At 45.2% G+C, this 22,931-nt stretch carries 18 protein-coding genes; 8 read left to right on the top strand and 10 right to left on the bottom strand.

Features of this window, described 5'->3' with window-relative positions; translation table 11 throughout:
- Positions 1-56: 56 nt before the first annotated feature.
- From R5268_RS18705 to tssH, 5 genes are all read right to left on the bottom strand, one after another.
- Entirely contained in the window at positions 57-653 is a 597-nt protein-coding gene (locus R5268_RS18705) for a fimbrial protein (RefSeq protein ID WP_317420420.1), read from the bottom strand.
- A complete protein-coding gene (locus R5268_RS18700; RefSeq protein ID WP_317420419.1) occupies positions 644-3,127 on the bottom strand; it encodes a fimbria/pilus outer membrane usher protein in 2,484 nt (827 codons plus the stop codon). The genes R5268_RS18705 and R5268_RS18700 overlap by 10 nt, the downstream gene beginning before the upstream one ends.
- A 176-nt stretch (positions 3,128-3,303) precedes the next feature.
- Positions 3,304-4,068: a molecular chaperone gene (locus R5268_RS18695; protein WP_317420417.1), complete on the bottom strand. Its 765-nt coding sequence runs from the start codon at positions 4,066-4,068 to the stop codon at positions 3,304-3,306.
- Between the two features lie 57 nt (positions 4,069-4,125).
- The gene (locus R5268_RS18690) at positions 4,126-4,686 is read right to left on the bottom strand and encodes a fimbrial protein (protein ID WP_218454496.1); all 561 of its coding nucleotides are present in this window, start codon (positions 4,684-4,686) and stop codon (positions 4,126-4,128) included.
- Positions 4,687-4,747: 61 nt separating this feature from the next.
- Complete coding sequence (gene tssH, locus R5268_RS18685) at positions 4,748-7,522, bottom strand: type VI secretion system ATPase TssH (RefSeq protein ID WP_317420415.1); 2,775 nt, start codon at positions 7,520-7,522, stop codon at positions 4,748-4,750.
- 920 nt (positions 7,523-8,442) lie between these two features.
- Here tssH and tssF point away from each other — a divergent pair.
- From tssF to R5268_RS18645, 8 genes are read left to right on the top strand one after another with little or no spacing between them, the layout of a single operon-like run.
- Positions 8,443-10,320: a type VI secretion system baseplate subunit TssF gene (gene tssF / locus R5268_RS18680; RefSeq protein ID WP_317420413.1), complete on the top strand. Its 1,878-nt coding sequence runs from the start codon at positions 8,443-8,445 to the stop codon at positions 10,318-10,320.
- Positions 10,320-11,336: a type VI secretion system baseplate subunit TssG gene (gene tssG / locus R5268_RS18675; RefSeq protein ID WP_107680669.1), complete on the top strand. Its 1,017-nt coding sequence runs from the start codon at positions 10,320-10,322 to the stop codon at positions 11,334-11,336. Before tssF ends, tssG begins: the two co-directional genes overlap by 1 nt.
- 34 nt (positions 11,337-11,370) lie before the next feature.
- Positions 11,371-12,498 (top strand): ImpA family type VI secretion system protein, encoded by a 1,128-nt coding sequence (locus R5268_RS18670; RefSeq protein ID WP_317420411.1) that lies wholly within the window; start codon positions 11,371-11,373, stop codon positions 12,496-12,498.
- Complete coding sequence (locus R5268_RS18665; RefSeq protein ID WP_317420409.1) at positions 12,495-13,502, top strand: fimbrial protein; 1,008 nt, start codon at positions 12,495-12,497, stop codon at positions 13,500-13,502. The genes R5268_RS18670 and R5268_RS18665 overlap by 4 nt, the downstream gene beginning before the upstream one ends.
- A gap of 12 nt (positions 13,503-13,514) precedes the next feature.
- The gene (locus R5268_RS18660; protein ID WP_317420407.1) at positions 13,515-14,861 is read left to right on the top strand and encodes a GlcNAc-transferase family protein; all 1,347 of its coding nucleotides are present in this window, start codon (positions 13,515-13,517) and stop codon (positions 14,859-14,861) included.
- Positions 14,855-15,487: a hypothetical protein gene (locus R5268_RS18655; protein WP_218454502.1), complete on the top strand. Its 633-nt coding sequence runs from the start codon at positions 14,855-14,857 to the stop codon at positions 15,485-15,487. The genes R5268_RS18660 and R5268_RS18655 overlap by 7 nt, the downstream gene beginning before the upstream one ends.
- On the top strand, positions 15,488-17,128 hold the full coding sequence (locus R5268_RS18650; protein WP_317420404.1) for an OmpA family protein: 1,641 nt from the start codon (positions 15,488-15,490) through the stop codon (positions 17,126-17,128). It abuts the gene before it with no gap.
- 25 nt (positions 17,129-17,153) lie between these two features.
- Complete coding sequence (locus tag R5268_RS18645) at positions 17,154-17,639, top strand: DcrB-related protein (RefSeq protein ID WP_046893932.1); 486 nt, start codon at positions 17,154-17,156, stop codon at positions 17,637-17,639.
- A 63-nt stretch (positions 17,640-17,702) separates the two neighbouring features.
- Here R5268_RS18645 and R5268_RS18640 read toward each other — a convergent pair whose 3' ends face one another.
- The 5 genes from R5268_RS18640 to R5268_RS18620 all read right to left on the bottom strand — a co-directional run.
- Positions 17,703-18,356: a glycosyltransferase family 25 protein gene (locus R5268_RS18640; RefSeq protein WP_218454504.1), complete on the bottom strand. Its 654-nt coding sequence runs from the start codon at positions 18,354-18,356 to the stop codon at positions 17,703-17,705.
- 198 nt (positions 18,357-18,554) lie between these two features.
- On the bottom strand, positions 18,555-19,571 hold the full coding sequence (gene adhP, locus R5268_RS18635) for an alcohol dehydrogenase AdhP (RefSeq protein ID WP_182108191.1): 1,017 nt from the start codon (positions 19,569-19,571) through the stop codon (positions 18,555-18,557).
- Between the two features lie 174 nt (positions 19,572-19,745).
- A complete protein-coding gene (locus R5268_RS18630; protein WP_317420402.1) occupies positions 19,746-20,639 on the bottom strand; it encodes a pirin family protein in 894 nt (297 codons plus the stop codon).
- A gap of 354 nt (positions 20,640-20,993) precedes the next feature.
- A complete protein-coding gene (locus R5268_RS18625; protein WP_273746053.1) occupies positions 20,994-21,122 on the bottom strand; it encodes a hypothetical protein in 129 nt (42 codons plus the stop codon).
- Positions 21,123-21,754: 632 nt separating this feature from the next.
- On the bottom strand, positions 21,755-22,931 hold a 1,177-nt coding region (locus R5268_RS18620), incomplete at its 5' end, for a peptidase domain-containing ABC transporter (RefSeq protein ID WP_317420401.1).

Genomic DNA, 22,931 nt, shown 5'->3' with positions numbered 1-22,931 from the left:
ATAAACCGGGATAAATCTGTTTGTTGTGAACATATTACTTTCAAAAACCCCGGATGTTATTTATAAATAACCTCAAGGATTGACTTCGCTACTACATTGCCTGCTGAAACTGCATTATCACCGGCAAAATAAGACACATAATAATCTTTACTCACTGACGAGTTTACATCGGAAATAAAATAAGACTGGCCAGAAAGCGGGTCATCAATGCCAATATGCGTTGATTGATCATTCCGGATACGCAGTTCAACATTTTTTGCAAAATTTGCACCGACACTATTTTTCAGGTTTTTATTTACCGGGCTCAGATTACTATCACTTTTGAAAAAAAGTACGGCTTCAACGTCTTTCGGGCAATTATCCAGAGCAACGGTAAATTTAGTTGCCCCGGCTTCTTTTCCGGCTGATGATAATGTCTTGTACGATATCGTCGGTAAAAATACTGTTCCATCCGATGATCCGCCATTGACTGATATAATACACGTACCTTCTTTGTATATACCCTTGAATTCAACTTCAATATTCTTGAGGTCACAATTATCACATATAACTTCAGCACGGGAGTATGTAAATATTCCTAAAAGAATAAATAAAACCATTGCTCGCGGGAATAATGATATTCCGTATTTCTTGATAATATTCATTAAATACATTTGACCTCCACCTGAATCACTGAGTTATCTGCAGCCGCAATTTTCTGTGCAATACCGGGTTCCGGATTGATTACACACTCACCGGCTGTTCCTGATTTCACAGATAATGCTCCGCTGCTGCCATCCCAGCCGCGTAAATAAGCCATTCCGGCCTGGCCGACGATAGTCTGATATTCACCACTGCCGTCATAGATATTGGTTCCGATCGGCAGGAATTTGCCATTTTTATCTTTAACGATAAGTACAACCGGTTTACCGACACTGGTTTTTATCTTCACAGCAATCGCCGCACCATCACGCGGCACCACTGTTGCCAGGTCATCTATCAGGTCCACATTCGGTCCCGCTTTACTGGCATCAAGGCCCACCTGGTTTTCACGGTATGAATTCAGATAAGGAACAATGGCATAACCTCTGCCGTCAATCTTACTGCCGCTGCCGTTCAGTACTGCAGCGCCCTCTGCACCATCAGCTTCAATAATCGCAAAAGGTGCATCACCGACAGATGGCCCCAGGGTCACACCACCGGGATGCGCAACGATACTGCCGTTCGCTGAAAACGAGATCTGACGGTTAGAGCGGTTATTCATCGATCCGGTAACACCATAGGTGCCGACGGCACTCCGGTAGTTCGCTGATGCTGTCAGTGAATCACTGGTGTCTGAATGTGAGTTAGCCGTCGCACCGATATTGTAGCTGAGCTCACTCTGATCCCCCTGTGAACCGGATGCGGAGGTATAGAATGACGTATTGCCATCCGCATTACGGGTTGTGGTCAGCGACAGACTGTTAAACGCCGGCTGATAGTTATAACCCCGGTACAACGGAATATTAATGTTCAGCACATAGGTATTATCATAGGTATTTTCACTGGTTTTTGACCGCTGGTAAGCCAGGCTGTAAGAGAAATACTCCAGGTTTTGCTGATAAGAAACCGACCACTGTGATGATGCCTGTCTGTCCGTCCAGTAATCATAATAGCTGCCCATAACAGAGACAGAACTGTTGTTCCACAAGCGCTGGTTAAGGTTCAGTGAATACTGGTTTTTGGCGTTGACCCCCAGATAACTGTTAATTAATTTTCCGTTTTCATCCGTTCTTCTCTCGTTATAATTTTCTCCGCGTGATCTGATCATGGACGCATCACGGAAACTCAGATAACCATCACTGGAATAACGGTAACTGGAAACAACAACGTTGGTATCTGTTTCCTCAAACAACCGGCTGTAACTGATCCGGAACGACTCACCGGACTGTGATTTCTCTTTCAGGTCACTGCGGGCATGGGTCATGTCCAGCGCAATACCGCCGATCGGGGTATTCAATGCATTACCGATAGCCACCGATTTATAATTTTCAGATACCTGGAAGCCGGTATACCAGGTCAGGAAGTTATTTATCCCCTGAAGTAATTCCCCTTCCACCACGGCCGGTGACGCACCGGCAGAACTGTCCCGTAATTCCCCGGCAGAAATTGCATACTGCAGTGTTCCGGGCTTTAACATCATCGGCGGTGCTGAGAACACAATATCCTGAACTTTCTCACGGCCGTCCGCTTCAATAATCACCATCTGCAATGTACCGTTGGTACCGAGTGCACCATAATCACTGATTTCAAATGGGCCCGGCGTCACCGTTGTTTCGTAAATGGTATAATTGTTCTGGCGGATTAACACCCGGGCATTGCTGTCTGCAATGCCGGTAATGACGGGTTTGAAGTTATTTGCAGAATCCGGGCGCATTTTTGTATTTGTACCCAGAATTCCCCCCCGGATACCGTAACTGTCAAAAATACGACCGCTGGTGAAAGTTTCACCGAGTGTTAACCGGCTTTCCCATGGGGTAATATCCGTTTCAGCATAGAGCTGAATATTTTTATTACTGAAGCTGTTATTTTTGGACCATACGGAATTACTGCGGTTACGCAGACGCCATCCGGCAACGTTAAAGCCAGCCATCCAGTTAATATTTGTGTTGTAATAGTTTTCTTTATCACTGCTGTTACCGGATTTACTGTTTGATAAATAACTGTTCAGGTTATAGTCAATAAACAGTGCCGTTACCCCCGCCTCCCAGCGTGACGGATCAATATAGTCTGAAAGCTTGTGCTTCAGGTTCGCCTGGGGAACCGTGATATTTAATACCAGATCTCCGGTATTATAATACGCTTTTGCATAGCTGACATACGCGGAAAGCGGCTGACAGGAACCATCGCCGCTATTAATATTGTTTTCAGACTGACCGGCCAGCTTATTATCAGCAATAATACCTAACTCTTCGAGCTGCTCAGGCGTAAAACACGCATCAGCCCGTTTATCATTAGATATATTCCTGAATACAATACTGCGCTTCCCTCTGTTATTTTCATTGATAACCACATCAACTGTATAGGTTCCTTCCGGTACAGGATTGCCATAACGGTAATCAGAAACATCAACATCTAGTCCCTGAATAAAACTGGCGTTATAATCCATTTTTCCGTCACCTGCACTATTTTCATCAGCCAATGAAGTAGTGCTGCCAAATGATACGGCCGGAAATAAAAAAGAACAGAGCATTAATCTCCATTGACGTTGTCTCATACTAATACTCCTGTTATCGGCAGTTACACTCCCTGTTAACCGCCTGAATTAAATCCCTTTAAACAGTATTATTTAACGATAGAAAATCCTGCCCCTGATTTTGTCATTTTTGTGGTAATCTGACTGCCGTATTCATTCAGAATGACAAAGGAAAATTCTGATATATTTCCGTTTATTTTCTGAGCGTCTTTCGGTTGGGTATATACCGCTGAAGACATTGGTGAAATCATATCACCATCAAACAGAACATCTTTTCCGTTAATATTTGCTTTTATTGCGGTGACCGTAATATAAAGCGGTGATGCACTTTCCGCTTTCAGGCCTGTACCTTTTCCGGGGACATCCACCACACTCCATTTGATTTTATCAGTTTCAGCGGATGCCATGCTTTTGCGCAAAGATTCGGGACGATAAAAAAGTTTAATCCGGGTTTTAAAGGCCAGTTCAAGGACTTGTTCCGCATTCCGGCCTTCTTCTGTTTGCGGCGGAATTTCCAGAACATTAAAGTAGTACGCAGATTCTCTGTCCTGGGGGAGGGACATACCATTATAAATAACCCTGATACTCTGCCCTTTTCCCGGTTCAATCCGGCTTATCGGCGGTGTGATAACAAACGGTAGTTTCGGGTTATTAATGTTATTAATGTCAACACCATCATCCGCCCATGCCTGAATTAATACCGGCTGAGTTTCATCCCTGTTATTAACTCTGACAACCTGCTCTTTCTTTCCGCCGTCAAAAATAATACGGGTACCTTCTATAACAACCGCACTCTGCGCCATGCCGGAAATAAGAGACGTGATCAATAACGCTTTTATAGATTTTGCTAACATAATAACCTCTGTTAATTAAAAGACAGAGCCGTATAACGGCTCTGTCCGGTACATCTGTTACTGATAAACCAGAGTATACATAACTGTGGCATTTACCAGACCGGCTGTAGTCGCAGCTGTGGCGTAATAACCGCCGACATAATTGAAAGTCATTTTCTTAGTACCTTCAATTTTCACCCCTTTTCCGGTCTCACCAATTTTGGCATGAACCTGCTGGCCACCATCGGTACTATAAATCTTGACCTGAACGTTTTTAGCGCCAGTCGCATCATTGTTCTTCAGGTTACTTGTTGTAGAGTCCCAAGCCGTTGTTTTTGGGATCGGCTCAAAATGTATAGCGACAGTTTTACCATCAAGACCGCTGGCTTCAGCCCCTGAACAGTCAACCTCTATTTGGAAAGGCTTATAACCACCTTCGTCACCAGCTGCAGCCAGTGTTTTAATAGACACTGTAGGTAATTTTATCGTTTGATCCTTATCACTGGTAATTTTACAGGTTTCAGTAGTTAACTCACCGTTAAACGTTACAGTACCCTGCCCTTCACCTGCAAAAGCCGAGGTGCTTGCACCGGCAACTAAAGAACCTGCCACTAATAATGCTAACTTGATTTTTTTCATATCTATATCCTTAATATATGATTATGTACTTCACTGCTTTCCATAAAACGGTTACCGCGTCTTACTCTGAGGTGACGGTAAATCCATTTTGATTATCGCAACTCAGAATGACCTTCTGAATTGCAGATTCCGTGTTCCGGTTTAAAATATGTAAACCGATTTTTGGTAAAATATTTTGCTCGATGAAACGAATCAGGATTCGCGCACCAGTTTCAGCCACGGAACATTGGCTGATAATTGAATCCACCACATCGTCGCCGTATTCGAATGCCGCATTATGCTGTGCGGACAAACGTTGACCGACCCGATCCAGATGAATACGGACAATCCGGCCCAGTGACTCATCCTGTAACGGATAGTACGGCACCACACTCAGGCGTCCGAGGAACGCGGCCGGGAATACTTTCAGCAGTTCCGGCTGTAATGCGGTACGCATACCGTCCAGATCAGGGGTCGTATCCGGGTCAGCGCTCAGGCTTGAAATCAGATCACTGCCGGCATTACTGGTCAGTAAAATAATGGTATTTTTAAAGTCGATTACACGGCCTTCACCATCTTCCATACGGCCTTTATCAAAGACCTGGAAGAACAATTCGTGAACATCCGGATGAGCTTTTTCCACTTCATCCAGCAGCACAACGCTGTAAGGTTTTCTGCGGACAGCTTCAGTCAGCACACCACCCTCACCGTAACCGACATAGCCCGGAGGCGAACCTTTCAGGGACGATACGGTGTGAGCTTCCTGGTATTCACTCATGTTGATGGTGATAACGTTTTGCTCACCGCCGTACAGCTGCTCGGCAATGGCCAGCGCGGTTTCGGTTTTACCGACACCGGACGGCCCGACCAGCATAAAGACGCCGATAGGTTTACGCGGATCCGCCAGTCCGGCACGCGAGGTCTGGATAGACTCACTGATAATATCCAGTGCATGCTGCTGCCCGATAACACGTTCTGCCAGATGATTTGGTAATTCCAGAACAGCATTCAGTTCATCTTTCATCATCCGGCCGACCGGAATCCCGGTCCAGTCCGCGACAATCGATGCCACAACCGCTGCGTTAACTTCCGCCTGGATAACCGCATCTTCACGCAGGTTCTGACGGATAGCCTCAAGTGCTTTTTCCTGCTCTGCCAGCTGTTTTTGCAACTCAGCCAGCTGCTCTTTTTCACTGAGCACAACAGTTTCCGTGACAGCTTCAGCCACCGCGGTATCGCCGGTTTCAGCTGCGGCAGTATGAGATTCTTCAGCAACCGGAGCAGGAGTGTCAGCCGGTTTGTCACCGCTGATTAACGCCTGAATCTGACTGCGGATTTCCACAATGGCCGCCACTGCTGATTTTTCTTTCAGCCAGCGGGCTTCCATTTCTTCTGCCTGGGCTGTCTGCGCTTTAATATTATCCTGCAGGGCATTCAGGGTATCGCTGTCTTCACGGCCGAAATTCAGTGCCTTTTCTGCCAGTGATAATTCAGACGATGCTGTCTGCGTTTTATACTGGAGTTCCTGCAAATCCTTCGGCGCAATATTCTGGGCAACCGCAACACGGGCACAGGCAGTATCCAGCAGACTGATCGCTTTATCCGGCAGCTGACGTGCAGGAATATAACGGTGAGATAAACGCACCGCAGACTGAAGTGCTTCTTCCATGATCCAGACGCTGTGATGTTTTTCCAGCATCGGCACCAGGCCGCGCAACATGGCCACACTCTTCTCTTCTGAAGGTTCGTCGACCTGTAATACCTGGAAACGGCGGGTCAGAGCCGGATCTTTCTCAATATGACGTTTGAATTCACTCCAGGTTGTGGCGCCGATCGTTCTCAGCTTGCCGCGTGCCAGAGCTGGTTTTAATAAGTTTGCCGCGTCACCGGTTCCGCTGTTACCACCCGCACCGACCAGTGTATGGACTTCGTCCACAAACAGGATGACCGGATTCGGGGAAGCAACCGCTTCTTCCAGTACGGATTTCAGGCGGGATTCAAATTCACCTTTCATGCTGGCACCCGCAGAGAGTGCAACAATATCCAGGTTCAGAAGACGAACTTTTGCCAGCGGCGGCGGTACATGACCGGATGCGATAGCCAGTGCCATCCCTTCCACCAGTGCGGTTTTACCCACCCCGGCTTCACCGGTCAGTAACGGGTTGTTCTGACGGCGGCGCAGCAGAATATCAATCATCGTGTTGATTTCCTGCTCACGGCCGATCACCGGATCAATTTTGCCTTCACGGGCCAGCGCAGTCAGATCAGTGGTGTACTGCGCCAGTGTTGCTTTGCCCTGCTCACCGGCCATAGCACTGCTGGCTTCACCCGGCAGGCTGTTTTTACCGCCGAGATCGCTGTTATCCGTTGCATTTTGCTCTGCTTCCGGCGAGTCTTTGGTAATGAATGCCAAATCTGACGCCAGAATATCCAGCGGAATTTTGTCAAATACCGGTGAAATCGCGGATAATGCTCGGCGCAACTCCGTTGTCGTCAGGCAGGCAAGTAATAAATGGCCGCTGCGGATAGCGCTCTCTGAATATTCCAGACTTGCACATACCCATGCACGCTCAATTGCCATTTCAATATGATAAGAGAAATCAGAAATAGAACTGGCGCCTGACGGTAACCGCAGAAGTGCCTGATCCATCCCTTTTTCCATTAACTGGATGTCGAGTTGAAAGTGACGGACAATTTGTCTCAGATCACTTTGTTCCTGTTGCCACAGCTGAACCATCCAATGGACAAGTTCAACATAAGGGTTGCCTTTTAATTTACATAAGGTCGTTGCACTTTCGATACTCCGGAATAAAGTCGTATCGAGCTTGCCAAATAAACTCTGTCTGCTGAAAGCCACAATTATTACCTAATCAAGTGTTGTTTATACTAACAATTCACCCTTAGCAGGTGCACGGTTTATAAACACAATATGTTATAAATACAATATGTATTACGCATAATCACGCATGCGTATAAATAACTAAATTAACACATATCCGGAATACATAAACATAAGTGTGTTTTCATAAATGCTGATTCATAATAAAAGCAAATAATATTACCTGACAATAAGAATTAACCTTAAGTTTATTCTTAAGGTAACATCCTGATACTCTGCATTAATCCTTATATGCACTACACACTATCCTGAGGTTTACTTCGTGTCTTTACACCAAGACTATTATGTAAATAAAAAAAACACAACCACGAGAAAAAATAAATATATCAATTTAGAAAATTCTTATGACAATGGTCAGGAAAGCAACAAATTAATCAATAAAAAACAATAAGATAAAAACAACACCAGTCAGATAAATTTAAAAGAATGATAAACAGAGAGTTAATAACAATAATGAACATAAAATAATAAAAAACAAAATAAAAAACCAGGATTCCGTGAGTAAACTATCATATCACCCTTATAAATAATTAATCTAAATACAAATAGATCGATGAATGAAATGATTAAGCATATATCCCCAAATAATATACAATCGATATAATAAAAACTAAAAAACGCCCTCCGGAAAAGATGAACACCCGGCATTCATAAATTAATCACATTATGTTCACATTGAAAATTACTTATTTTTTCATCATATAATTTCCTTACCACAAGGTAATAACACGGTAATACAGACTTATCCGATATCGGTATGAACGTATGACCTTTATTTTTAACCAGAGTTTATTCAGTGTCTTTTCATATTTAGATCTTTATTATTTTTTAAGGCTGATAATTGCCTTCATAATTCATTTCTTTTCAGAGGTATATCCGTGGATCAGAAATTTCTTGATTTTTACAATCGGGAACTTACGTTTATGAAAGAAATGTCCGGTGAGTTTGCGGAAAAGCATCCGAAAATCGCCGGTCGTCTGGGCATGAATGGTATTGAAGTTGCTGATCCTTATGTCGAGCGGCTGATTGAGGCATTCTGTTTTATTTCAGCGCGTTCCCAGGTAAAACTGGATGCCGAATTCCCGAAATTTACCCAGCGTTTCCTGGACGTTATTTACCCCAATTATAATGCCCAGACCCCGTCAATGGGGGTAATTCAGCTGCATCCTAATACCAAAGAAGGTGATTTGTCGAACGGCTATCATGTTCCGAAGAACAGTCAGATGTTTACCCGGTTATTGCCGGGTGAACAATCACGCTGCGAATTCCGCAGCAGTCAGAATCTGACATTATGGCCGGTTGAAATCGAAGATGTCCGGCTGACGTCAATCCCGCCGGATATTTCCAGCCTGGAAAAATACAGAATATCTTATTCGCGCCTGAAAGGTGCGTTACGGATAAAACTGAAGCTTGACGGCGATAACCTGTTTTCCCAGCTCGAAAATCTCGACAAACTGCCTTTTTATATTGATGGTGACGAACGTGTTGTCTCACATATTTTTGAGCTGATCCACGCGCATTATGTCGCCATGATTATCCGCAGCGGCGGCAGTGAGAAGAAAGATACCACTATCGTCAACGGTGGTGTCTCTTTTGAGGGCCTGCAGCCTGACCAGGCATTATTGCCGGTTCAGTGGAATATGTTCCACGGTCATAACCTGGTTCAGGAATATTTTTCCTGCCGCCAGCGCTTTTATTTCTTTACGCTCAATCATCTGCGCGATGCTCTGCGCCATAATGATACCAATGAAGCGGAAATTATTATTCTGCTGGATCGTTTTCCTCAGGATCTTATCAGTCATATTGATAAAGATCGTTTTCTGCTGTTCTGCACACCGGTTATCAATCTGTTTCCCAAACGAATCGATAAAATCGAAATTAACCGTGCGCTGAATGATTTTCACGTTGTACCGGATCGCAGCCGGCCGCTGGACTATGAAGTTTTTTCTGTACGCAAAGTGATGGGACAACAGGCAGAAAACAGCAGTGAGGTCATTTTCAACCCGATTTATCAGACCCGCCACAGCGATTCCGGAAACTTCGGCCGTTATTTCTCGCTGCGCAGGGAAACCCGCGCCAACGGCAGTGCACGCCGTAAATATGAGACGCTGACACCGTATATCGGTACTGAAGTCTTTATTTCCCTCGTCGATCAGCAGGAAGCCCCGTTTGATGACGATATCCGTTATCTCTCCGTGGAAGCACTGGTTACTAACCGCGACCTCCCCCGCCTGATCGACCGGAGCAATGATTATGATTTAACGTTGTCAGATTCCGTTCCGGTGTATGGCGCCAATTTCCTGTCGCAGCCAAGTCCGCCGCATCCGCCGTTTGCCCGTGGTGAGTCTGCATGGCGGCTTATCCGTCAGCTCAGTTTTAACTACCTGCCACTGCACGATATGGATCACAACCGGGGCGGGGAATCTCTGCGTAATCTGCTGCGTCTGTTTGTCAGTCCGGCAGATCAGGAGTCAATGACACAAATTGACAGTCTGGTCGGCAGTAAAACCAAACCGGTTGTCCGCCGGTTGCCGGGCAATGAATTGCTGGTCTACGGCCGTGGTGTTCAGTGTGTTCTGACTGTGGATGAAGTCGGTTTTTCCGGGTTAAGTCCTTATTTATTCGGGTTAGTGATGGAAAACTACTTATCCCGTCACGCGGCAGTAAACGTCTTTACCGAGACAGAACTGCATTCAATGCAACGCGGCCTTGTTGCCAAATGGGCACCAAGGCCGGGTAAACGCGGGATTCTGTAATGAGCCATCTGCATCACAATATGTTAAGCGACCTGTCGCGCTGGTATAACGAAGAAGAGCCGTGGAAAAGCGGCTTTATCAGCCTGATGCGGGCCGTCGCGGCGAAATATCCCGATATGCCGCCCGTCGGAACAGCAGCACGTCCCCAGCAGGAGCCTTACCGGCTGGGACAGACACCCAATATGGCTTTCGCGCCGCGTGAGATAGCCGATATCTATCACGAAGGTAACTTGTGCCATATCGATCTCTACAGCCTCGGCATTTGGGGGCCGCAGGGAGCGATGCCGGTTAACTTTACCGAACAGGCCTTTATCCGGCTGGAACATCAGGACACCCTGCTGCGTGATTTTGTGAATATCTTTCACCACCGCGCACTGTCTCTGTTTTACCGGAACTGGTTTGTTTCACAGGACGTCGCCACCCTTGATCGCAAGGATGATGAGCAATTTTCTTTTTATATCGGCGCCCTCATCGGCCTGGTACCGGATGAAATCTGTAACTCCGTTCTGCCGACACACGCCCGCCTCTCCTCTTCATCTCATCTGATCCGGGAGGCGCGCAATCCTGAAGGTCTGTCCGGTGCACTGGAGTATTACTTTGATATCCGGGTTCAGTTGCAGGAATACACCAAACAATGGATTTTTCTGGAAACGGCCGATCAGACCCGGATGGGGGATCTGAACTCCTCATTACTGTTGTCAGAAGGCGCCATTCTGGGCAATACCGTTCAGGACAGACAACACAAATTCAGTCTGATCCTGGGTCCGTTAACGCTGGAACAATATATGCGCTTCAGTTTATGGGGAGAGGATCTGCCGATTCTCAAAGAGTGGGTCCGTAACTTTGTTGGCTTTGAGTATGCCTGGGATGTTCAGCTGGTGCTGGCACCTGACGCGGTTCCCCGGGCTAACCTCGACGGCAGCCATCAGCTGGGTTATGCCGCCTGGCTGCCGCGGGAGAAACAGGATGAACCGATATCCGGTATGAGTTTTGATCCTGAAACTCACCTGAACTGAGCCGTCACATTTAACCGATAATGGAATAATGACCGTGAGCGAAGAACTGCAATCTACTTTTCAGTCTGATTTTTATACAGAAATCCTTACGCCGCTGGAAGGGAAGTTCGTCTGCGGCGAAAGTATCGAATATGACCCGTTATACATCACATTACAGTCCAAAATGGCACCCAAAATGGGCGCGGAATACGGTGATTTTGTCGAAACAACAGAACCGGTTAACTGGCGGGAAATTGAAAGTGACTGTCTGGAACTGATGAAAAAAAGTAAGCATATCCGCCTGATCGTTCTGTTAATCCGTGCCCGCAGTCGCCAGATTGGTCTGTTTGCTCTGGAAGAAGGGCTTATCGCGCTGTATCAGTTGCTGAAAGACTTTCCGAATGAAATTCATCCTCAGCTTTACGATGAAGGTGAATTTGAGCCGTTTATGCGTGCCAATGCCATTTCCGAACTGGAAGATACGGATGGCTTTATGCTGGATTTACGGCAGATGACACTGCCTAAGATCAACGGACTGCAGCTGACCATCAAAGACGTTGAACGCGCCTTTGCCATCCCGAAAGAAGAAAATGCCCTCGCGGAAGAGAGTGTCACCGGTATTCTGAATGAATGGCGCCTGAATAATGATAAAACACTCGCCTCCCTCAATAATGCCGCCCTGATTCTGGATGCCATCAAAAAACTGACCAGGGAAACGCTGGAAAATGAAACACCGGCACTTCCGGCACTGACTCAGGTACTGTCGTTATTCAATAAAGATCTGACCGCTAACGGCAAAAAACTGCCAACCGGTGTCTCCCCTGATGGTGATGCCGATTTAACCTCTGAATTAGTCTTTGCCGGGGATGACCCGGCGGATGAAGCCCGCAGTCAGTCATCGGATTCTGTCCGCAGCACAACAGAAACCGTCGTTGACGGCGATAGTACGACGGTGACAACCGAACGGATTGTCTATCGCGACAAAGTCATTAACACCCGGCAGGATGCCCTCGAAAGGATCCGTGAAGTGCGGGCATGGTTTCAGCAAACCGAACCCGGTAACCCGATTATTTTACTGCTGAGGTATGCCGAAGAAGCGGCAGGGAAAAACTTCTTTCAGCTCAGTAAATTATTCCCCGCTGACATGCTCGCTGTTTTGGATATCAATAAGGATATGTCATGAAAATAAAATTACTGGCCGCACTGGCCGCACTGGGAATATCAGGTAATGCTCTGGCTGGGAAATGTACGCCGACAAAACCACCTAATTATCAGGCCGAAAGACTGGATACTCCCAATACACTAATTGAATTACGGGCTGATGCCCCGGTTAGCGCGGATACACCAATCGCACAAATAAACTCTGAATCACTGAGTCAGGTAATCGAATACTCCTGCGACAGTACCATTCTTTACGGGAATCGTCCGATTGTCGGGCTTACCCCTTACCCCGGTTATCCGAATATGTACAAAACAAAAATCGACGGCATCGGCGTAAAATTTACGACATCCGCTCCGGAAGGCGGCCCGCAGGGAGCGTTACCAAGATACAATATACCATACCAGGCAGATGAAACTCCGGAAGGTGGTAGTTCTTTCGAAGCACCGAGGGGGCGCTTTATTGCCTCATTTTATAAATTAAGTGCTAACGTCAACCTTAATACAAGCTATCCCTTGCAGGCTTTGTTATTTGATGCCGGAAAAGTTGGTCATCAAACCATTGAAGATGCCATGGTTTCAATTTACTACATGAATCAGGTTCATATTACCAGTACACCGATCTGTACCGTTGATAAACCCCTGCCGGTCGACTTTGGCACCGTCAATGCAGATAACGTCCGGAGCGGAGTGGCAAAGCCATTCCAGTTCGGTATAGTATGTAAAACAGATTACAACAGTTACAATGTTACAGCATCAATTAAAGGTAATAAAATAACAGCTGATGGTAAATATATTAAAGTCAGTGACATTAAAAATAATGATGATTCGCTGATCATCGAAATAACTGATGACCAGAAAAAACCGGTCATGGTTGATAACTCAACAAGAATAGATATAACAAATTTAAAGAGCGGACAAAAAGCTAATTTCGGATGGACTGCAAACCTCAAAAAGCAGGATGGAAAACCGTATCCGGCACAGGGGAAATTCACGGCATCCGCTATTATTACTCTGGATATTAAATAGCAGAAATGCATTATGAAAAATACAATCTTTATCAGTATAGCCAGTTACCGGGATTCCGAATTAATCCCGACACTGAAGAATATGGTTGAAAATTCCGCCAGTCCGGAGAAATTATTTATCTCTGTATGCTGGCAGGATGAAAAACGTGATTTTTCTGTTTTTACTGATGCAGGTGCAACAGAAAAAGACTATTCTGAAAGTAATCCGGATGTTATCCGTCTGAATTATCAGGGGGCAACAATCAATGTTCACTTTGTACAATATTATCAGGCTCAGGGCGCATGCTGGGCCAGACACTGCTGTGAACAATACTATACTGATGAAGACTATTTTCTTCAGATAGATTCTCACTGTCGTTTTATTCCGGACTGGGATAACAGACTGATTGAATACTATCTGTCTTTGAAAAAAGATTTCAGAAAACCAATTGTATCCGGCTATCCGCCCGCGTATACCCCGGCGACAGAGGATAAAGAAGAAGTCCGTCATGAGACCTTTGCCAGAATGGTATTTAATCAGTTTAATGACGGTGATATTCCTTCTTTTAATCCAATCGCATTCCTGGATGATAAACAGTATACCCGGGGATGTTTTTTAGCCGGTGGTTTTACTTTTGCAGCGGGTCAGTTTGTACTTGATGTTCCCAATGACCCGCAGGTATTTTTCCTCGGGGAAGAAATATCAATGTCCGCAAGAGCATTTACTCACGGCTATGATGTTATCTATCCCAACAAAATATTTTTGTATCATTTTTACAGCCGCTCTGGTTGTGACCGAATCTGGGGAGACCATACCCAGGAGAAAAAAGAAAAAAAAGTGGTTGAAAAAAGCTGGTTTGAACGGGATCAATTATCAAAAGAGCGGGTTCGTCAGGTATTAGGTATTCAGCATTCTGATGATATCATCCTCGGGAAATACAGTTTAGGTACAGAGCGGACACTGGAAGAATATGAATACTTAACCGGTATAATGTTCAGTGAACAACTGATAGTCAAAGAACTGCTGAGTAATACTAAACCGTGTTATTTTGATTATATTCCGGAATCACGGGAAGCATGGATAGCTCAGTTATACAGTGACTATTGCCAGACGATTAAAATTAACAAATCTGAATTAAGCGCAAATGACGATAATATTGATTACTGGTCATTAGGTATATTTACCGAAGACAATCAGCTTATTGCCATGCAACGACTGACATCCGAAGAGTTAACCAGGCAGGAATCCGGTGGTGATCAAAATATCTATCAGTTCGAAATAAAACTGAAAGATAAAACCCACCTTGTTCCTAAAAAACTCCGGCTGGCACCTTTCTTTACGGAGTGCGGCTGGGGAGAAACCGTGGAGAAAGTATGGTAAACAGTCAGGATGTCTTCAATAAGATAATGTGCATTGATGCACTTATTGATTTGGAGGCCATTATCCCCTCTTTATCAGAATTACAACTGAACTTATCAACATCGGTTCAGCAGTTCCGTGATTGCCTGGAACTGGAAGATCCTTATTTTGCACATTCTGAGAACTTCTGCCGGCTGCTCTGTATTTATCTGGATAAAATCATCCTCAAATACACCGATAGCCAGCAGCTCTCCTGGGCGCCTTATTTACTGGAAAATTATTTCTACGGTTTTGATCGGGAATCTTTTGATGTTGCGGATCAACTGACACTTTTTTCTGATGTAAAACGCAACGCGGTTTTTTTACCGGCTTATCAGATGGCGCTGCGGCTGTCCGGATTACCGGAATATAAAACCGTACTGAAACCGGTTATTCCGTTATTTGAAAAACGGCTGCCTGTACTGCCGGCCGCGAAACCAGTGGCACCACCGGTACCTGAAACACCACCGGCACCGGAGTATCCGGCACCGGTAACCTACCGGACAGTCAATATGCCGCTTATTTTTGCCGCAGAGATCCTTTGCCTGATATCGATTCTGATTTTTACCGGGCTCTATATTCGTGACACACTGGATACCCTGATTTAAATGAAAAATTTTGCCACTGTAAAAAAATGGCTGATTATTTTATTCAGTCTTCTTGCTCTCACGCAGGCAGGGCTCGCTGTTTATGATAAAGCGCATCTGTTTATCTGGCTGAGCGGATTGTGTATCGCACTGTTTATCATCGCGGTTCTTTTTGCTGTCCGTCTCAGAGAACATTCAGAGGTGGTGATTCATGATGACAACGACGCAGATACCACAACGGCACCGGAAATTGTCTTTATTCTCGGGCCCTATGCCAGAGCCTGGTTCAGCCGGCAGGATGAGGCTGACACGCTCCGGTTTGATAACCGGATTATCTGGATGCTGATAAACAAGCCTGAGGATATTCACAAACAGGTTGCGGCTATCAGTCAGAAACACCGCCATTACCAGATTAGTGCTGTCTTCCCGGTATTACCGGACGGTAATGATTCCGACGCCCTTTTGCTGAATAAATTGACGGGCTGGAAAAATTCCTTTTCCCGCAGTCAGTTTGAACAGCAAATTCCCTGCACGTTAATCATTTATTCACGTCTGAGCAGCCAGCGGTGTGCCCATGATCCGGATAACGCGATCTGGGTCGGACAATTTAATCTTTATGATACTCAGCCCAAACCATTCCGTGATGAGATCACCGTGCTGCGCAAAGAACTGAATACAGTTTACCGGCGGCCTCATCCGGTTGCCGCACAGCACCGTAATGCACTGGCACTGTCCACACTGAACTGGCTGGATGAAGCCGGTCTGATGGCAGAAATAGAATCCCTGTTTTCTGAAAGCGTCCTCAGCTTTACCAACCTGATGTTTTCTGATTACGGAAACGGCCCGACACGCCATGGTGCCTGGTCCCGCTGGGTTCAGAAAAAATTTGCACTGCTGCCGCTGATATCGTCTTATCTCACACTTCCGCCATTACCGGTAAATATCGGGGAACCACCGCCGCAGATCAAAAAACAGATGATTGAAATGACGCCGGTTCCTTATAAAAAACAGCGCTATTTATTACTGTTTATTCCGGTATTAATTGCCGGACTAATTACTGGAAGCCTGCTCTGGTCACTCGAATTTAATATTCAGCGTAATGCAATAGTTAATGACCTTATCAGTAAATTTGAAGCCACGACGCCCAATGCATTACAACAGCGTGTTGCTATTATCCAGCAGATGAAAAAATTATCTTCAGCTATTTCTCAGCATGAAAAACCACATTTCTTTATCATGGAATTAACGTCACCGGCGGTCTTTATCAATAAACTGGATAAATCAATTACAGAGTTTTCCCGTAGCCCGCTCTATGTGGCCCATGATAAAAATATTGTCTTTGACACCGGTAGTTCACAGTTAAAAAAAGAAAGCACAGAATATCTGATGCCGTTATTAACGTTTATCAAACAAAATCCGGATGTGAAAATTTTAATTGAAGGCTATACCGATAATACCGGCAATGACAAAATTAACATTAATTTATCACTGAACCGGGCTGAGCAGGTAAAACACTGGTTACAGGAATCCTCCGGATTTCCTGATACCCATTTTGTTACCCGTGGCTTAGGTTCCCAAAATCCGGTTGCAGATAATGATTCTCAGGATGGCAGAGAAAAAAATCGCCGTGTTGAAATCAAAATTTATCAGGAAAATCAGTAATTACATATTTTGAGGATTATTATTTATGAGTAAAAATAACGAGTACATGATTCCTGAAGGCAGTTTTATCACATCAACGCCTGACCTTGACAATACGATTAATATTCTGATTTATCGTGATCCCACACTGAATGAGTATAATATTATCGTTCACCGGGCCTTTTTAGCTGAAGATGAAACTGTTGAAGAATTTTGTGAAAATGAAGTGACTAATTTTACCCGTGATTTACCCGGTTTCCAGGAAGAAGGTAAAATGATTACCCATGAACTGGGTCCGATGAAAATGAAAGTTGTTCAGATTGCCAACAGCTATCTGAAAGAGGGTGAACGTATGCAACAGGTGCAGTCTATGATTAAACTGCCTTATCATAAAGATACCAACCCGAACAATAATCGCCTGATTATTTTTACTCTGAACCGTACCGGTGAGTTTACCGAGTATCAGCGCAAGCATTATGTTCGTGTATTAAACAGCTTTACACCAAATTCAACTTTCGGATTATTAGGCTGATTTATCTCCCCTATTACAGAAATAGGGGAGTATTTTTTCTCTGTGATAACAATTCTGCGATAATCACATTTCATCCAGTGTTCTGGTAAAGGACGTTGTACGATCTGTTATTATATGTTCAATATCACTCTGGTCGACTAACTGATATCCCACACACGGATAAGCTGCATACCAATTATCTTCTTTCATTAGTGCATTCCAGTGAAGATCGAGACAACATTTATGTCTGGGTACACCAGCACTCAGTTCTTCTGCTGATTTAATAAATACGTTTCTCAGCGTCTGATAGTAGTGCTGATTAACAATATAACTGTTCGTTAAATATGAAAAGTAAAGACGATAAAAGCAGCCATGCTCCTGATTAAGCTGAAAGTAACTTCCCGACAATAATCCGGCATCCCATGATGAAAATATCAGACTGCTGAAAAAATAATTTATCCTGTCCAGTGATTCATCATCATCATTGAAAATCATATCATCTTCCAGGACGAGAACATTATTCCAGTTGTTTCCTTTTGCCATTGTCATAACACCGATATGAGAAAGTGTACATCCCAATGCACCATTCTCATTTTCAACAGCTTCGAAGCGAATAATTTTATCCTGCGGTACACCTATTTTCTTCAGCTGATATTCAATACTTTCCCGGCGATCAGTTCTTTTCGTCAGGTTAATATAGACAACTTTGTCAACAAAACTCCAGTTAATCTTAATCATTAGATTGTCCTGATATTATCTTAAATAATCATTATAGCGCCCTTGTTTCCGCTTAGGTAATATGCTCCGGATAAGGATTTTTCACATTATCCCACAGAGTAAATATCATGTTCAGAGGATAATTCTGTTATTTCCGGCATAAAAAAACCGCCCGAAAACGGGCGGCTGAATAAGGTGGAAAAAAATATATCAGTCTGATTATTTTTTGTTTTTAAAATCAATAACCATGCGACCGGTAAATTTACCCTGCTCCATCTCTTCAAAGATAGTATTGATATCTTCGAGCGGACGCATTGCCACTTTCGGTACAACTTTCCCTTCCGCACCGAAACGGAAAGCTTCTTTCAGATCTTCACGGGTGCCCACCAGTGAGCCGACGACTTCAATGCCGTCCAGTACCAGACGCGGAATACTCAAATCCATCGTTTCGACAGGCAGACCTACCGCCACAACACGGCCGGCAGCGCGGACGCTGGCAACCGCAGAGTTAAATGCGGATTTGGCTACTGCGGTTACCACAGCAGCATGTGCACCACCAAGTTCTTTCTGAATGAGCTCATCGACATTATCTGTCTTCGGATTCAGGGTCAGATCAGCCCCCATCTCTTTTGCCAGCGCCAGTTGTTTATCGTTAACATCAATAGCGATCACTTTGGCATTAAAGACATTTTTAGCGTACTGCAGCGCCAGGTTTCCTAACCCGCCGAGGCCGTAAATCGCCAGCCACTGGCCTGGTTTGATTCCGGAAACTTTAATCGCTTTATAGGTGGTGACACCGGCACAGGTAATGCTGCTCGCTGCGGCTGAATCCAGACCATCCGGCACTTTTACCGCATAATCGGCGGTAACGATGCACTCTTCGGCCATACCGCCATCCACGGTATAACCGGCATTTTTTACTTCACGGCAAAATGTTTCTTTGCCGCTGTTGCAGTATTCACAATGGCCGCAACCACGGAAGAACCATGCAACGCTGGCACGATCACCGACTTTCAGCGAAGTGACGCCTTCAGCGATCTCAGTTACCACTCCGATACCTTCATGTCCGAGGATCACACCGGATACATCACCGAAATCCGCGTTTTTCACATGCAGGTCAGTGTGGCACACACCGCAGCATTCCATTTTCAGCAGGGCTTCCCCATATTTCAGCGGGCGTAATGTTTTCTCTTTGATTTCTACGGTCTTATTTTTTGCGACAACAGCTGCTTTCATAGTTCACCTCAATAACGGAACAACAGAAAAGTTATGTTCAGTTCAGTAACATAACGACCATTAGCCCTTTTATTTTAGCGTGAAATACGAAATGATACTGCACATTGAATGCCAATGATTATAACTGTCATTAATAAGAAATATTGTATTCGACGGAATATCCGTCATTATCTGTTACTGACGCGATGCCGGATACAGAGGTGCAGGCAGCGGCTCCCGGGGTTCATTTTCTATCGTGCCGAACCGGATATCACCGTTGTTCCAGTCACTGACTGCCTGCTGCAGTGTTTGTGTGTCATAACCGACAAAATTCCACCACATCATAATTCTTTCCTGTACCGGTGTTCCGCCCAGTAACAGCAGCCGTGTCCCTTTCATCAGCGTCAGTGTGACGGAAGGCAGTCCTTCACCGGCATATACCAGTTCATTGGCGGAATAGTCCTCATCACAGTATGTCAGGCGCCCTTCCAGCACAAAAATGCCGTATTCAAAATCCGGCCGGGTATCCAATGTGGTTGTCGTTTCCTGCTGAGCCTGCAAATCCATACCGATCAGCGGGGAAAAATGCAGAACCGGCGAACGGCAGCCGCCATATTTGCCGGTCAGTAATGTGAAACTGATCTGGTCGTGATGCCAGACAGGTAACTCCGGATAATGATCAAAACGCGGTGCAACCATACTGTCCGCAGGCGGTAAGGCAATCCAGAGCTGAGCGGCATGCAGGCGGGCATTCTTGCCGGCGGAATCCTCAGTATGTGTGATACCGCGTCCGGCAGTCATCAGATTAACCTGGCCGGGACGGATAATCTGTTCCGATCCGAGGCTGTCCCGGTGCAATACTTCACCCTCCAGCATCCAGGTGAAGGTCTGTAAACCGATATGCGGATGCGGTCCGACTTTCATGCCGTCATTCCCTTCGAAAACCGCCGGACCGGCATGATCCAGAAAACACCATGCACCTATCTGACGACGCTCTTTTACCGGCAGTACCCGGGATACCGGTACGCCACCGACATCTTTAATTCTCGCGCTGATGCGCCGGGGTAAGACTGCGTTTTTGTCTGTCATGCTGTCTCCTGCCTTGTCAGTGAGTACACACCGTCAGCACCGCGGACGGCGGTCTTAAGGTATTCAGTATACTGAGAAAGCGCCCCGTGTCACGGTGTCCGGCAACAGGATTAACGCATCCGTCACCATTCACGGGAAGATATAAATAATAAGCGACAGACAATGAAACAGGTAAAAATTTTATTTTATCAGACTTAATAAAGCTGTATTTTCAAACGTAACTCATTGCAAACGCAGCTATCTGCAAATTAACGATTAAAAAAAGCCGTTATTATAAGATGAATAGCATTTATATTTTACTATTCATCTTATAGTGACCTGCTGAAGCAACGTATCATAACGCAACAGCTTTAATTATTTTCCGCAGTAATATTTTGCTGCATTATAACTATCTGTATCAGGGAATACCGTCAGTTTTTCAACTTTACCGATATCTTTATGGCTGGTATCCAGTTTGCGGGAGTAAATAATACTATCATTCATTATGTACACTCTGGAAAGCCGGTGGCCGGAAAAATTCAGGCAGTCCAGTGACCAGCTTTCGATAATCCTGTTAAAAAACATACCATTCGGTTTTCCTTTATCAGACATTTCCACTTTTTTATCGCCATTTATCTGTATCATAAATGAAAATGTAACATTGAGTTTACTATCAATCTTAGGATTTTCTCTGGTAAAAAAAAGACTGTATTCGTCTTTTTGATCATGAATACCGGAATCAATCCATTCTGTCTGTGCAACAATGATAATATCATCGTCATCCTCCGGTTGTGATGTTAAAACCGGACTGACCTGCCCGGCGGTATTGACAGCTCCCGGCACTGATTTAAGAAATTTCTCTGCTGATGAAAAAAAACTGACCGCTGACAATGATAACAAAATCATACCATTCAGCATTATATTACTTGCTCTTTTCATAAGTATTAACATCCCAGTTTGTTATTTATTATTTCATCCGTAAATAAAAGTTTATTATTAACACATCCGGACATGATAAATAAAATAAATTCCGAAAATTCGGATAAACACCCGAAAATACCATAATAGTTATAATCTGAACGATAATAAAAACCCCCATATGGCAATTATTATCTCCGCTTATACCGGTAACAGATTTATTTACTCTTTTTTCCGTCCAGGGAAATAACCCTGTCCGCTGACTCAATAGTCGATTCACGGTGAGCGATAATAATCCGGGTGATCGGCAACTGACTGATCGCCTGGTTGACGTAAGATTCACTCTCTTTATCCAGCGCACTGGTCGCCTCATCCATAAACAGGATACGCGGCCTGCGGTACAGTGCACGGGCGATAAATATCCGCTGTTTCTGCCCGCCGGAAAGCCCTTCGCCCAGTTCTCCGATCAGCGTTTCATAGCCCATCGGCATCGATATAATCACGTCGTGAATATAACTGGCCTGTGCACAGGCTATCATTAACTCCTCGTCGGGATTTTCGGTGAATCCGCAGATGTTCTCACGGATCGAGCCGGAAAACAGTTTGTCATCCTGCATCACGCAGGCGATCATTTTGTGGTAGTTATTGACGCCGAGCTGGCGGATATCGATGTTATCAATAAACACTTTGCCGTCAGAGGGTTCAAACAGACCACACAGCACTTTCATCAGCGTGGTTTTTCCCGAACCGGACGGCCCGGTGATCGCCACACTTTCGCCGGGCGCGACCGACAGATTAATATCGCGGAAAATCGGCGCGGACTGGCTGTCGTAGCTGTATGCCAGACTGCGGGTTTCCAGCCCGGCGGCCTGCATCTGCGGCTCGTACGGTACATCCGGCTTTTTATTTTCCTGCTCATTTAAAGCGATATCAGAAATACGCTCGTTATGCAGGCTCATGATCCGCAGTTGCAGCAGGAACTCAATGATGGAGGCCGCGCGGCCGGAAAACTGCTCACGGTAGGCGCTGAACGCAACAAACATCCCGAGGGTCATGGTGTTGTCGATCACCATGGTGGCGCCGATCCACAGAATAACTACCTGATCGCAGGCCATAATAAAGGTGTTTACCCCGCCGAACATCAGGTTCATTTTGGTCAGGCGGATGCCGGTATTGATGGAATCCACTTTCAGATTCAGCCAGTGATTACCCCGGCGCTCACTCATGCCCTGGGTTTTCACCGTGGTGATCCCGTAAAGGGATTCCATAAAGTACGACCCGGCGCGTGCCTCTTTAATCAGCGACTCTTCCGATAACCGGCGGTAATAGCCGTACGTTGCCAGCCGCAGGCCGATATACACCGCGGTAAAGGCCAGCACAATCCAGGTGAGACTG

The organism is Morganella sp. BCCO 40_0007, from assembly GCF_032989665.1.
In the GTDB taxonomy this organism is placed as follows: Bacteria; Pseudomonadota; Gammaproteobacteria; order Enterobacterales; family Enterobacteriaceae; genus Morganella; species Morganella sibonii.
Note: the sequence above shows the minus strand (reverse complement) of the source record. Positions and strands in the feature narration are given on the sequence as shown.